The organism is Clostridium sp. Marseille-P3244, from assembly GCF_900120155.1.
GTDB lineage: Bacteria > Bacillota > Clostridia > Lachnospirales > Lachnospiraceae > Mediterraneibacter.
Genome location: NZ_LT635549.1, coordinates 80397 through 93602 on the forward strand (window position 1 = coordinate 80397; position 13206 = coordinate 93602).

Annotated in this window: 12 protein-coding genes; 2 read left to right on the forward strand and 10 right to left on the reverse strand. The window is 51.7% G+C overall.

Annotated elements, in window-relative coordinates; all coding sequences use genetic code 11:
- Positions 1 to 125 precede the first annotated feature (125 nt).
- The 5 genes from BQ7367_RS02125 to BQ7367_RS02145 form a co-directional block, all read right to left on the reverse strand.
- On the reverse strand, positions 126 to 428 hold the full coding sequence (locus tag BQ7367_RS02125; protein ID WP_143142939.1) for a hypothetical protein: 303 nt from the start codon (positions 426 to 428) through the stop codon (positions 126 to 128).
- The gene (locus BQ7367_RS02130) at positions 370 to 1092 is read right to left on the reverse strand and encodes a nitroreductase family protein (protein ID WP_072523995.1); all 723 of its coding nucleotides are present in this window, start codon (positions 1090 to 1092) and stop codon (positions 370 to 372) included. Before BQ7367_RS02130 ends, BQ7367_RS02125 begins: the two co-directional genes overlap by 59 nt.
- A 102-nt stretch (positions 1093 to 1194) precedes the next feature.
- Entirely contained in the window at positions 1195 to 2019 is an 825-nt protein-coding gene (locus BQ7367_RS02135) for an anti-sigma-I factor RsgI family protein (protein ID WP_072523996.1), read from the reverse strand.
- Positions 2012 to 2497: an RNA polymerase sigma factor gene (locus BQ7367_RS02140; protein ID WP_072523997.1), complete on the reverse strand. Its 486-nt coding sequence runs from the start codon at positions 2495 to 2497 to the stop codon at positions 2012 to 2014. Before BQ7367_RS02140 ends, BQ7367_RS02135 begins: the two co-directional genes overlap by 8 nt.
- A 50-nt stretch (positions 2498 to 2547) precedes the next feature.
- Complete coding sequence (locus tag BQ7367_RS02145; RefSeq protein ID WP_072523998.1) at positions 2548 to 2910, reverse strand: hypothetical protein; 363 nt, start codon at positions 2908 to 2910, stop codon at positions 2548 to 2550.
- Between the two features lie 234 nt (positions 2911 to 3144).
- Between BQ7367_RS02145 and BQ7367_RS02150 the strand changes: the two genes are divergently transcribed.
- Positions 3145 to 5622: an excinuclease ABC subunit UvrA gene (locus tag BQ7367_RS02150; protein WP_072523999.1), complete on the forward strand. Its 2478-nt coding sequence runs from the start codon at positions 3145 to 3147 to the stop codon at positions 5620 to 5622.
- Positions 5623 to 5687: 65 nt separating this feature from the next.
- Here BQ7367_RS02150 and recD2 read toward each other — a convergent pair whose 3' ends face one another.
- Together recD2 and BQ7367_RS02160 are read right to left on the reverse strand one after the other, a co-directional pair.
- A complete protein-coding gene (gene recD2 / locus BQ7367_RS02155; protein WP_072524000.1) occupies positions 5688 to 7835 on the reverse strand; it encodes an SF1B family DNA helicase RecD2 in 2148 nt (715 codons plus the stop codon).
- Between the two features lie 93 nt (positions 7836 to 7928).
- Positions 7929 to 9158, reverse strand: coding sequence for a hypothetical protein (locus BQ7367_RS02160; RefSeq protein WP_072524001.1), 1230 nt, complete (start codon positions 9156 to 9158; stop codon positions 7929 to 7931).
- A 97-nt stretch (positions 9159 to 9255) separates the two neighbouring features.
- Here BQ7367_RS02160 and BQ7367_RS02165 point away from each other — a divergent pair, with 97 nt between their 5' ends.
- Positions 9256 to 9936: an alpha/beta hydrolase gene (locus BQ7367_RS02165; protein WP_328586512.1), complete on the forward strand. Its 681-nt coding sequence runs from the start codon at positions 9256 to 9258 to the stop codon at positions 9934 to 9936.
- 70 nt (positions 9937 to 10006) lie between these two features.
- Here BQ7367_RS02165 and BQ7367_RS02170 read toward each other — a convergent pair whose 3' ends face one another.
- The 3 genes from BQ7367_RS02170 to BQ7367_RS02185 form a co-directional block, all read right to left on the reverse strand.
- Positions 10007 to 10369 carry an arsenate reductase family protein gene (locus tag BQ7367_RS02170; protein WP_072524003.1) on the reverse strand — a complete coding sequence of 121 codons (363 nt, stop codon included), beginning with the start codon at positions 10367 to 10369 and terminating at the stop codon, positions 10007 to 10009.
- A gap of 37 nt (positions 10370 to 10406) precedes the next feature.
- Complete coding sequence (locus BQ7367_RS14975; RefSeq protein WP_442855331.1) at positions 10407 to 11477, reverse strand: DUF5714 domain-containing protein; 1071 nt, start codon at positions 11475 to 11477, stop codon at positions 10407 to 10409.
- Between the two features lie 563 nt (positions 11478 to 12040).
- Complete coding sequence (locus BQ7367_RS02185; protein ID WP_072524004.1) at positions 12041 to 13180, reverse strand: DUF4062 domain-containing protein; 1140 nt, start codon at positions 13178 to 13180, stop codon at positions 12041 to 12043.
- Between the last annotated feature and the right edge of the window lie 26 nt (positions 13181 to 13206).

Sequence of the window (13206 nt, forward strand, 5' to 3'; positions counted from 1 at the left end):
TAAAAGACCCAACGTGGTCCGCATCGTTGAGAGGCGTGTTGGGTTCTGTTAATATGTATTATATGCGCCCATGACAAAAAAATCAACCCGAAAATCAGCCTTTGGGAATTTTTCCGCTCTGCTCATTACCTACGCGAACATTGACCGGTAATAGATACCGCTGTATCTGATTCTAGCATTCGGCCACTCTCATGGAGAGCGAACATCTCTTCGCAGATCTTTCTCCCGATCCCTGTCCTGAATATTTTATCCAGGACAGACTCCGCGCTGTTTTTGCCCATCTGGTCTTCATACAGGTTCACAAGGAAATCTGCCTCCACCAGAATCTGATAATCCGCTCCGTGAATATCTGTATATGTGACACTCCCTCTAAAACACGGGGCGATGGATGCGGTTCTCACCGACTGTCCTCTGTGCGCCTCTGGCATAACGAATCTCCGGATATCCGAACCCGATCAGCATCCCGACATAATGATCTCCGGGGATTTCGAGCATTGCCTTAATCTCCGGCATCCGGTCCAGAGCCCCCAGCGGAAACGTCAGCATCACTGCCCCCAGTCCCCGGGAGGCACAGAGCAGTTCAAAATACGTTCCCGCGATCAGCACATCCTGCACCGGTTCCCCCTGTCCCGCCGGTGCATGAGGAATCAGCAGGTGAGGCGCGCCGCAAAATAACATATCCGGGCGGACGGTCCCTTCCCAGCGCTTCATATCTTCATAGGAGGCCCGGTCAAACCCTTCTGGATAGATTCCCTGTCCGGCCAGGCGTTCTGTTTCCTTCCGGACTGTCTGACGGAAACGGGCCATCTTCTCTTTGTCATCGATCAATGTGAACTCCACCTGCTGCTTATTCCCGCCATTGGGAGCGTTTGCAAGTCGGTGGATCATGTCATCAATTACTTCAGGAGCAACATTCCGGTCCTGATACCGTCTGCAGGAATGTCTGTTGGCGATCAGTCCATCCAGCATCGGCGCGGCTTCTTTTGTATTTACAGGCGTCAGGCTGTCCTCCGGCCTGTGCCCGAAAATAGAGACCGCCCCGGTGGGACAAACCGCCAGGCAATGTTCACATTTCCAGCATCCTTTCTTCAAATATCAGTCCGATGTTTCATTGCTCTGATCTTACCTGTTATACATTCTGAATGCAAGTACGCACTTTTATCTGCCTTAGTCACCTCCCGGTAACCATTCGTTTCACTGGCTCTGTGTCCTCCCGGACGCAGAGCCATGGCGCCGGTTTCCACTGCTGTTTCCGCCGTTCTTTCCACTGTTTCCTTCATTGTCTTCCCCGTTCCATCCATGGCCGTGGTTCCCGGCATTGTCCTCTTCCGCCATATCTTCTCCGGAACCGGACAGTTCTCGGATCAGCTCCCGGATTTCTCTCATGGTCATGCCCTGCACTTCTTCCGGCGTTATGTCCGGATCCAAAGCCTGCACTTCCAGAAAGACCCGGTATTTTCCAAGGGAAAGACCGGCTTCATGGGCATTTTCCACATCTTCCATGGAGGCAGAGTAGCAGCGGGCATTCGCTTCATCCTCCGTGGACGTCTCCAGCTCTGACAGGATCCTGCCGCACTGCGCGTCATTGTTTCCCGCAACCGTGATCTCCAGGATCCCGTCCCCGGATATCAGGCCGGAAACCGTCTCGCTTTCCAGGATCTGGGCTACCGCTTCCTCACAGTCCATGAACCGGATGGCCAGAGAATCTGCCAGTTCCTGTCCGTCCTCATTGAATCCGATCACTGAGAGCACCCGGTCAAACCGGTTGACCTCCAGTTCCACGGACGGGTTGATATCTATGCTGACGGCAGCCGTCGGCGTGAAATAAAGCTTCCATCCCCCGGCACAGACGCAGACCAGCAAAAGACAGACCGCGGCGGCGACAGCAGGCCCGAAATGTTTCCACACTTTCCGGCTCTGCTTTTTCCGCATATATTCCAGGAGGTAAGTTTCCGTATGCGCTTTCAGTTCCTCCTCCGCGCGGATCCCTTCCAGCGCTTTCCTGATCCTGTCATCCATCGTCCTCACCTCCCAGCCTTTCTCTCAAAAGACCCTTCGCCCGGGTCAGCAGCGTATAAACAGTATTGGCGTTCTTCCCCAGGATCCGCCCGATCTCCGGGGCTGTGTATCCTTCATAATAATGGAGATACACGACATCCTTATATTTCCCCGGCAGCGACAGCACGGCCTCCAGCACCTCCCTGTCCTCCCCTGTAGGAGCCGCGGCCGGTTCTCTCACCAGTTCCTCCAGAGGGACGGTGCGGCTGCGGAAAAAACTTTTCAGAAGATCCCTGCAGGCATTTACCGTGACCCGGATGATCCAGGCCTTCTCATGCTCCTTGCTTTCAAAAGAAACGGAACTTAGGACATACTTCAAAAATACCGTCTGAAATATGTCCTCCGTATCCGCGTAGTTTTTCAGATGAATCATACAGATCCTCCGGACTGTGTCCGCATATTGTTCTACAGCCCGGACTGCGTCCGCTTCACTCCGCATAGCTCTTTCCCCCGAAGTCTCTATGGTTCCGTTTCATCTTTCTGTCCTGTCTATCTGTTCCGTCCCCCTCGGAATCCCGCATGACACCCGTTCCCCGCATGACGTCCTGTTCCCTCCTGGCGGCCGACGCAGTTCCCGGTCCCGGCATTTCCCGGCGTATTCCCGGCTCCGGTGTTTCCTGTCCCGGCGTTTCCGGTTCCATAGTTGTCACAGATCCCATCTCCGTCCTCATCCGTAAAGTTCATCCCGCCTCCCCGGATGCCGTCCGTCAGGGATGTCTCCAGATGATCACAGATCCCGTTTCCGTCGCTGTCAGTAAAATTCTGTCCGCGTCCGGGAGCCGCCAGCACACCTGTCCCTCCGATACACAATACTGATGCCGCAATCAATGTTCCTGCCAATAATTTTTTCATCGTCTGTTTCCTCCATCATATCACAGCGCTTACTTCTGTTACACTCTTAATACGACTGACAGAGGAAAATCCATTCACACTTTTTAAAATTCTTTTTAATTCTTTCATTATCAACGCCGGACCCGCTCTCTTTGCGGATCCGGTCTTGTAACTGCCGTTCTCCTGATCTATACTGTAAGCAGTGTCCGGTATATGAATCGTGCAGAGAAGGATACAGAAAGAAGGAGAAATCCCATGCCTGACAAAATACTGATCCGCGGCGCGCGGGTCCATAACCTGAAAAATATAAATGTAGATATCCCCCTGGACCGGATCGTCGGCATTTCCGGTGTCTCCGGTTCCGGCAAATCCTCCCTGGCCCTGGGAGTCCTGTACGCGGAGGGGTCCCGCCGGTATCTGGAGGCGCTGTCCACCTACACCAGACGGCGGATGACTCAGGCCGCCAAGGCTGATGTGGACGAAGTCCTGTATGTTCCCGCCGCTCTTGCGCTGCACCAGCGTCCGGGCGTCCCCGGCATCCGCAGCACATTCGGCACTGGAACGGAGCTTCTGAACAGCCTGCGGCTGATGTTTTCCCGACTTGCCAGCCACAGATGTCCCAACGGGCATTATCATCCTCCCACACTTGCAGTGGCCGCTGAACAGGAACTGGTCTGTCCGGAGTGCGGCGAACATTTCTATGCACCTTCCGCGGAAGAGCTGGCCTTCAACAGCCAAGGAGCCTGCCGCACCTGCGACGGCACCGGAATCGTCCGTACGGTGGACCGTTCGACTCTTGTCCCGGATGAATCCCTGACCATCGATGAAGGCGCCGTCATCCCCTGGAAAACGCTCATGTGGTCATTGATGACAGAAGTGTGCCGGGCAATGGGTGTGCGTACCGATGTGCCCTTCCGCGATCTTACAGACCGGGAAAAAGACATCGTCTACAACGGCCCTGCGGAAAAGAAGCACATTTTCTATAAAGCAAAAAATTCAAACGATGCGGCAGAGCTGGATTTTACTTATTTTAACGCTGTTTACACCGTGGAAAACGCCCTCTCGAAAGTCAAGGATGAGAAAGGAATGAAGCGGGTCGCAAAATTCCTGAAGGAAGATCTCTGTCCGGACTGCGGCGGCTCCCGTCTGTCCGAAGCGGCAAGGGCGCCCAGGCTTAAGGGCATCTCCCTGGACGAAGCCTGCAGGATGACTCTGTCCGACCTGACCGGATGGGTGGCAAAAGTCCCGGATTCTCTGCCCGGGGAAATGCGTCCCATGGCAGAGAGCATCTGCGAATCTTTCCAGACCGGCGCCAGACGGCTCATTGACCTGGGCCTGGATTATCTGACCCTGGACCGTGCCTCCTCCACCCTCTCCACCGGTGAACGCCAGAGGATGCAGCTCGCCCGGGCCGTGCGCAACCGCACCACCGGCGTCCTGTATGTGCTGGATGAGCCGTCCATCGGACTCCATCCCTCCAACATCACCGGGCTTACCGGAGTCATGCACGACCTGATCGCGGACGGGAATTCTGTCATCCTTGTGGATCACGACACCCAGATCCTCCGGGAATCCGACTGGCTCATTGAGATGGGCCCGGGAGCCGGCTCCGACGGCGGACTTGTGATCGCGGAAGGAACTGTGGACGAGATCCGAAGAAATCCAGAGTCAAAGATCGGCCCGTTTCTTTCTGAAACAGCGGAGATCCACAGCAGAGACCGGGCTTTGGCCTCTGAAATGTTTGCCGGCGGAACGGTCCATCTGTCCACCGGCCCGATCCATACCGTAAAGCCTCTGGACGTGGATATCCCGAAAGGGAAACTGACCGTGGTGGCCGGTGTGTCCGGCTCCGGCAAGACCACGCTGATCCTGGAAAGTCTGGTTTCGGGGCTGGAGGCCTCCATCCAGGGGAAAAAACTTCCGGACCATGTGCGTTTTGTGGAGGCGGAGGGCATCCGGCAGGTCAAGCTCATTGACGCCACGCCCATCGGCATCAACGTCCGTTCGACTGTGGCCACCTATGCCAATGTCCACGACGAACTGCGGAAGATCTTCGCCCGGACTCCGGACGCAAAGACGCAGGGATACAAAGCCGGAGATTTCTCCTACAATACCGGCCGGCTCCGCTGCCCGGTCTGCGACGGGACCGGACAGATCAGCCTGGATGTCCAGTTTCTTCCCGACGTAAATATTCCCTGCCCTCAGTGTCGGGGATCCAGATACGGAAAAGAAGCGGGGAAAATAAAATATACCGATAAAAAAGGACACCGCTATTCCCTTCCAGAACTGATGTCCATGGATATCAATCACGCACTGGAGGCCTGCCAGGATCTCCGTCTCGTCCGCCAGCGTCTGCAGGTCCTTAAGGATCTGGGGCTCGGATATTTGACCCTGGGAGAAGAAACGCCCAGTCTGTCCGGCGGAGAAGCGCAGCGCCTGAAGCTGGCCAGCGAGCTTGGAAGGACTCAGTCTGATTCCCTGTTCATCTTCGACGAGCCTACCATCGGCCTTCATCCTCTGGATGTACAGACACTGATCGGCGTTTTTCAGACACTGATCGAAAACGGCGCCACTGTGGTGGTCATCGAGCATGACCTGGATGTCCTCCGGAACGCGGATTATGTGATCGACATGGGGCCCGGCGGCGGAGAGGCCGGAGGCAGGATCGTAGCCGCGGGAACCCCGGATGAGATCCGGCAGGATCCTTGCAGCATTACCGGGAAATATCTGTAAAAGAGGCATTCAGAATAGACATTCAGAACAGGCAGATAAAATGTGGAGCCCGCAAAACGCGGGCTCTATTTCCCGTCCGGCAGGTTCCCTTCCGAGAGCCTCCCGGCCAGCTTTGTATTCCGGGAAGCTGTCGTCTCATTCCGGACAGCGTAATACAGAGCTTTCTTCTCGCCGATCAGCACCAGGATCTTTTTTGCCCTGGTGACCCCGGTGTACAGAAGATTTCTCTGGAGCATGACAAAATGGCTCATGGTAAAGGGCATGACCACAATGGGGTACTCGCTCCCCTGGGCTTTGTGGATGGTAGTGGCATATGCCAGGGTCAGCTCATCCAGTTCACTGACGTCATAAGGCACTTCCCGCCCGTCAAAGTCCACCCGCAGTTCCCGGTCCTCCAGATCCACTCTGGAGACCCTTCCGATATCACCGTTGAAGACTTCCTTGTCATAATCGTTGCGGATCTGCATGACTTTATCTCCCAGCCGGTACTGGGTCCCTCCTCTTTTCAGACAGACGGTGGAAGGGTTCATTGCTTCCTGCAGCACCTGATTCAGGTTCGCCGCGCCGCAGACTCCCCGCTGCATGGGCGTCAGCACCTGGATATCCCGCATCGGATCCACATGATAATACCGGGGAAGGTTGACCGTGCAGTATTGTACTACCGTCTCCACCACCTCTTCATTGGTCTCCTTTGACGCGAAGAAGAAATCGGCGTCTTTCCCGCCCCGCAGATCAAGGGGCTCACCCCGGTTGATCCGGTGGGCGTTCATGATAATCCTGCTGCCCTGCGCCTGCCGGAAGATCTTTGTCAGCCGGACCACCGGGATCCTGCCCGAGGCCATAATGTCCTTCAGCACATTCCCCGCTCCGACACTGGGCAGCTGGTCTGTGTCGCCTACCAGGATCAGGGTCATATGATCCGGAACGGCCTTCAGCAGATTGTACATCAGGATCACGTCGATCATGGAACACTCATCCAGGATCAGCACATCGCCTTCCAGCGGATTCTCTTCCTTCTTCTGATATCCTTCCGGCGGCTTGTATTCCAGCAGCCGGTGGATCGTTTTCGCCTCCATGCCGGTCGCCTCTGACATCCGCTTGGCCGCTCTCCCTGTAGGTGCGGCAAGAAGGATCCGGCATCCGGACATCCGATAGGCGGAAATGATCCCCAGAGTCGTGGTGGTCTTCCCGGTGCCGGGGCCTCCGGTCAGGACCATAACCTTGGAAGAGACTGCGGTCCGTATGGCTTCCAGCTGTACTTCGTCGTAAGGGATCTCTGTGTCTGCTCTCACCCTCTTCATCACATTTTCCACATCCGGCCGCACATTGCGGTCCGCGCTGAGGAGCCGGAGCAGGCGTTTTGCGCACCCGGATTCTGAGAAATAAAACGGTGGCAGGTAGATGGCCTCCTGATCCTGGATCACATCCTCCGTGCGCAGCATTTCGTCCAGAGTGATCTCCAGCTCCGCCGGTTCTACCTCCAGAAGCTCCTCTCCTTTCCCGATCAGCTGTTCCCGGAGGGCATAGCAGTGGCCCTCCTCCGACAATTTGTTCAGAGTATAGAGCAGGCCGCTCCTGAGCCGGACAAACCGTTCCTTTCCGATGCCCAGCTTCTCCGCGATCGTATCCGCCGTCTTAAACCCGATCCCCCAGATATCATCCGCCAGACGGTATGGATTTTCCCGGACAACCTCAATGCTCTCGCTCCCATAGGTCTTAAAGATCTTTGTGGCATGGGAGGTGCTGACCTCATGGCTCTGGAGAAAAAGCATGATATTCTTGATCTCCTTCTGCTCCTGCCAACTCTTCTTGATGCGCTCCACCCGGATCTTCCCGATTCCTTCCACTTCCAGCAGGGCGTCAGGATCCTCCTCTATGACATCCAGCGTATCCTTCCCGAATTTCCCAACGATCCGCTTCGCGAACTTGGGCCCCACGCCCTTGATCAGACCAGAGCCCAGATATTTTTCAATTCCATACACTGTGGCAGGAAGGGTCTCCTCAAATTTCTCCACCGAAAACTGGCGGCCGTACCTGGCATCCATCTTCCAGACGCCCTCCAGCGACAGTACAGAACCCACATGCGTATCCGGCATGACGCCCACCACGGTCACCAGATCATGGTAATCCTTTACCGCAACCTTCAGCACAGAATACCCGTTTTCCTCATTCTGATATGTGATCCGCTCCACAACACAGCGCAGACGCTCCATGGCAGGTCCCCTCCTGTTCTTTCTCTGTTCTTTCTCTTTTCTCCCTGTAGTTCCCCTTTTTCTCTGGTGTTCTCTTATCTCCTGTTCCCGCGGTCAGCGGCCTGTTTCATGTCCGGCCAGGCGGGGGATGATTTCTGACAGGTAGTTTCTTAATGACTCTTCATTTAAGACAGTACTCTGATCCCGGATATACACTTCCACGTTGCGCAGCCAGAAATTCAGGGAAACCTCCCCGCCTTCCTGCATAAGACAGATCAGGTCTTTCAGATATTCCTGCATCATAAAATCCGGATCCCCGCTTTTGATCCGTTCTTTGTATTTCTCTGTAAAATCACATTCCGGGACCAGATTCCCGACAAAATAGCCCGGCTCGATCTCCCCGGAGCACCTGATCTGATGCAGCATCAGATACGCATAGTGCAGCACATAAAGCAGTTCGCTTTCCGAGAGTTCTCTCTCCCGGGCCAGCAGGATCAACTGGGAAAATGCCCCTGTAAGATCCCCTTTCTTTAAAAAAGCCGCAGCGTCATTCAGGATGCTTTCCCTGTAAGAAAAACGGTCTTCAGAACGGGAAGCGTGAACTGCCAGAAGCTCCGCCAGACTGCAGTACCGGTCGCTTCCGATATATCTGACGATATTGGATTCCCCGGCGCCCTTCTTCCTGTAAAAATGCCACCCGGTCCTGATACAGGGCAGATAGACAAAATATACGCTGTCATTTGCCGCAGTCACCGCAGACAGAACGAACCATCTCAGGCCTTCCGCCGCGCCCGCGCCTTCTGCAAAGCGGTCCGGGCTTATTTCATCTCCGTCTACGGAACCACCTATATAAACCGTTTTTTCTGAACAGATCTCCCCTTTCGCCCGAATATCATCTAAAATGGTAAAATCATCTTTGATCCATCCCAGTTCGATCTTCACATTTAAAACAGGTGAGCTGTGCGGGCTTCTGACAAACACAGCCCTGTCCTTTACATAGAAAAACGGCAGGGATCTTTCAAATTTATCTCTTTCAGCCTTTTCTTCTTCCTTCTGCTTTTCCTCTTCTTTTTTCCGTTTCTCTTCTTCTTTTTCCGCCCGGTCCCGTGCATCTTTATTCCGCTGATAAAAATAGACCAGACTTGGGATCGTCAGAGGAAGGGTCAGCTCAATAAATCTGATAAATGCCTGCTGTCCGTTTAACAGATCTGTGATCGTATCATTGCCGAAATAGATCATAATCAGAACGATAATGTAACTGAATATAAATACAGGGAGAAACATCCGGATACCTCTTTTCCGGAGCAGCCGCAGAAGATCCTTTCCTCTTCTGCCCGGCTCCATTGTCAGCGCATTTGATTCGTCTGATCCAATGCGTTTGATTTTACATCTGGATATAGTATAATTTTTATGAAAATAATCGTCAATAAGAAAGAGGGGAATGAAAATGATCTCGTTTACACTGGAGAAGGAAAAGATTTCTGTTTATCCGGCTTTGATCCCTCATGCTCCTGTGATCTGTATTCACACATTCGGAGACGACGGAGACCAGATTTACCGTCTGCTGCAGAACATGGATTGTCCGGACTTTTCCCTTGTGGCTGTCAGCGGTCTTCACTGGGAACATGATATGGCGCCCTGGGATTGCCCTCCTGTCACAGAATCCGGCTCTCCCTTCACCGGCGGCGCGGACGATCAATTGAGCCTTCTGACCGGAGAAATCCTGCCGGCCGCAGAACAGTATATACCCGGGCCTGTACTCTGGCGGGGCATCGCGGGATATTCCCTGGCCGGACTGTTCGCTGTATATTCTCTCTGGCGCACTGATCTGTTCTCCCGGGTAGCCAGTATATCCGGCTCTCTGTGGTTTCCCGGATTCCGGGAATACATCCTGTCCCATGAAATGGCTGGAAAGCCGCAGCATTTATATTTTTCTCTTGGAGACAGAGAACACCGGACACGCAATCCCTCTATGAAATCCGTGCGCAGAAACACGGAAGAGATCCAGGCCTTCTTCCAGAGAAAGGGGATTGATACGGCCTTCCGGCTCAATCCGGGCAATCATTTTCAAGACGCGGCTGAACGGACCGCGGCAGGGATCGCCTGGCTCCTGGACAGATAGAAATATTCCCGCAATATATTTATGATATTCCTACAGTATTCTCCTGTATCCGGAGCCTGCCGTTGTCTGGTCACAGCAGCGCCTCCTGCCACTCCGGTTCCCGGAAACCGACAAGAACCTTATCGCCGGCCACCAGGATCGGCCGTTTTACCAGCATTCCGTCAGTGGCCAGCAGCTGTAGCTGTTCTTCCTCGCTCATTTCCCCCAGCCTGTCCTTCAGGTTCATGGACTTGTACAGCTGTCCGCTGGTATTGAAAAAACGCTTCAGGGGAAGCCCGCTCTTCTCTTTCCATTCCCTGAGCTCTTCGCAGGACGGATTCTCTTCCCTGATGGGGCGTTTCGTGTAGTCGATCTTGTTCTCATTCAGCCATTTCTCGGCCTTTTTACAGGTACCGCACCTGTCATAGCAAATAAAAGTATAAAAAGTATTCATAGTCTCCTCCTTTATTTTTCTCTGTGCAGGGAACTGATTACTCCCGCTCTCTTAAATCCCTTATATTTCTTTCGATCTTCCGGATCACATCCAGAAAGGCATCATCGACCTTTCCCGTTGGATCATCCAGCCCCCAGTCGATCATTTCTTTTCCGGGAATATTCGGACAGGCCACATTGCATCCCATAGACACATAGAGATCCATCTCCGGAAGATCCCGGAGCATCTTCGGGCGCTGATCCCTTTCCATATCGATTCCGTATTCCTGCTTCATCAGCCTTACCGCGTCCTGATTGATCTGCGGCCCGATCTCTGTTCCGGCTGAATAACAGTCATAAAAATCAGACAAATATTTCCGGCCTAACGCTTCTGCGATCTGGCTCCTGCATGAATTATGGACGCAGACAAAGGCTATCTTCTTTTTCTTTTTGCAAAACGGACAGCGCTTTCCGATACACTGATTATTCTGGCTGCTGTAGGAACAGCAGATCTTTGGCCGCTCCATATGGATCCCCAGGTTTTCCCTGACAAAATCAACCGCCTGAAGGATAGAGAGATAAGAATCCCTCTTACAGCACCGAGGCCCGCCGATCTCCCCGATGGTCCCAAGCGCGCTGGCAGTCATCCTGTGGGACAGCCCAAAATTCTCGTTCCCCAGGGGCGTAGAACCTGTAACAATGGAAATAAACATTCCCGTACTGATCCCGGCGCCGCAGGCGCCCCAGAAACCGCATGCTCCTCCCGGCACCAATCTGCCCCTGCTGTTCATCTCGACCAGCGCTTTTTTCAGGTCAAGATCCCCGCCGGAATTTCCGTAGGCCGTCAGAAGCGCCATCCCCACCATGATGTGATGCTCCGGGCCGTGCATATGGCAGAAAGGCTGGGCCATCATTTGATTCAGGATGATCGCCGGATTTCTCGACGTCTCCTCCAGGCAGATCCCAATGAGGCTGTCAATCCCCTGCATATGACATTCATTGCATACATAATGCCCATTCACACATCGGGTTTTACTATTTTCCTTTTTATGGCACAGCTCGCACTCCATTTCAATATCTTCCCTGAGATATTCCAAGGGCGCTTTGCAGATCAGACATTCCTCTTTCATGTTCATATATTCCTTTTACATAATGTATATTCCGGTACTGTTTTGGCTACCGGGGTATGTGTTGTTGTCTGGGGTGATTATAACAAAGATCTTTGGAGGGTTCAATCATGGATGCTTCGGATAGTCTGGCTTTAATCCGTCTGGCTTTAATCCGTCTAGCTTCACTGTCTGGCCGTTTACAATCTCAGACACGTACCCCTACTGGATCGTAAAACTTACGCCTGATTATTTACGGTCCTGATGTCTACCAGCCTTCTGCCACACAGCGCTTTCTGGAGATAATATCTCTCCTTTCAATCCTTTCCAACTATCACTAAAGAACACGCATAGGAATGATTTGTGATCTTGATCTGATGCAAAATGATGCCAACAGCCCAATAATAGAAGTTACGTTATAAAAGAAAATTTTGTCTGCCTTTTAAAGTTCGGGCAGACAGGAGGTAGGCAAAACACTTTATTTCAACCTCACATTTCTCAAAAATTCTCGGTTTTACGGGACAGCAGGCATACAGTCTCCACGGTATTATCCTTTTCCCACAAAATCTTTTACTGATTTGCTTTCTTTATTTTTTATTATCATAGTATCTTTCAAACTCTTTTAACTCGTCAAGCGGGTCTTTTGAAGTATCAATCCCCATATTATCTTTCAACCAATCAGCTTTATTGTAACCAGTTCCTGTCAATTCGAATATTTCTCCTTTATACCCTAAAGCTTTAACCCATCCCCATTCTATAAGTCGGTCTAACGCCTCTATCCACCTTGCTGATTCTCTTTTTGAGTTATCAGCCATAAACTGCTTACCCGATGTAAAAATCTGAGCAGGCGAGGCAAGTGTCTGTATCTTTATGATTTGACCATCACCATCAGCTGCGTACACTAACAGAAAAGCCGAGTCCAACGGAATATTGCCAACATTATCTAGACCTAGAACTGATTTATCTCCCTTTGGATTTTCACTATTTAATGTCTCATTTTCAACCTGAAACAATTTATTGATATCTTCATTCGTTACTGTGGGAATTTCCTCCCAGGTTAACTGGTTATTCTCTAGTTCACTGAGTCTACTTCCAAATTGAGAAAACATCTTTTTCATATCTTCAAACATTTTCTGTTGATGCTCTACAACTTCAGCATTAATCTTATTCCGCCCTTCTGCCTCTTCATTGATTATGTCTACTATATCTCGATATCGAACCCATCCAGCATTATCATCAACATAATCAATGACATTCCTGAATGTCGGTGATGCCACATATTTTAAACTGTTGAGATCCGTAAAATGATCAACAGTATTTCCATCATTTTTGACCCTTTTTCTGAACTCATCAAGTCTTTTCATTTTATCATATTTGTCGTCTCCAGTATCCTTTTCACTTTCAGCAATAGCTGAAGACTCTTTAATCAATACAAGCACTGGTAGTCCTCTGGTTTTTGCGTAATTGTATTCCTTCTCTGTGTAACTTATTCCAGTTTCTTCATCGATTGATCCATACCTTCCTCCAATAACAAGAAGGTACAAATCGCACTCATCAATCATCTTTGTTATAACATTCCATTGGCTTGTAGGAGCAGCATGAAATTGCTCCATTCCTACAGGGATGAAATTATTCTCAAGTGCTACACCTACCAATGCCTGTCTTTCTTCTTTAAGGTCTTCATAGGTAGAGCTTATAAAAATAGAAAACTTTCGTCTATTCTTCATATCAATATTCTCCTCGTATATTTGCC

Coding starts and splice junctions, on each gene's coding strand:
- BQ7367_RS02125 (WP_143142939.1), bottom strand. CDS start 428: ATGCCAGAGGCGCACAGAGGACAGTCGGTGAGAACCGCATCCATCGCC.
- BQ7367_RS02135 (WP_072523996.1), bottom strand. CDS start 2,019: ATGGATGACAGGATCAGGAAAGCGCTGGAAGGGATCCGCGCGGAGGAG.
- BQ7367_RS02140 (WP_072523997.1), bottom strand. CDS start 2,497: ATGCGGAGTGAAGCGGACGCAGTCCGGGCTGTAGAACAATATGCGGAC.
- BQ7367_RS02145 (WP_072523998.1), bottom strand. CDS start 2,910: ATGAAAAAATTATTGGCAGGAACATTGATTGCGGCATCAGTATTGTGT.
- BQ7367_RS02150 (WP_072523999.1), top strand. CDS start 3,145: ATGCCTGACAAAATACTGATCCGCGGCGCGCGGGTCCATAACCTGAAA.
- recD2 (WP_072524000.1), bottom strand. CDS start 7,835: ATGGAGCGTCTGCGCTGTGTTGTGGAGCGGATCACATATCAGAATGAG.
- BQ7367_RS02160 (WP_072524001.1), bottom strand. CDS start 9,158: ATGGAGCCGGGCAGAAGAGGAAAGGATCTTCTGCGGCTGCTCCGGAAA.
- BQ7367_RS02165 (WP_328586512.1), top strand. CDS start 9,256: ATGAAAATGATCTCGTTTACACTGGAGAAGGAAAAGATTTCTGTTTAT.
- BQ7367_RS02170 (WP_072524003.1), bottom strand. CDS start 10,369: ATGAATACTTTTTATACTTTTATTTGCTATGACAGGTGCGGTACCTGT.
- BQ7367_RS14975 (WP_442855331.1), bottom strand. CDS start 11,477: ATGAAAGAGGAATGTCTGATCTGCAAAGCGCCCTTGGAATATCTCAGG.
- BQ7367_RS02185 (WP_072524004.1), bottom strand. CDS start 13,180: ATGAAGAATAGACGAAAGTTTTCTATTTTTATAAGCTCTACCTATGAA.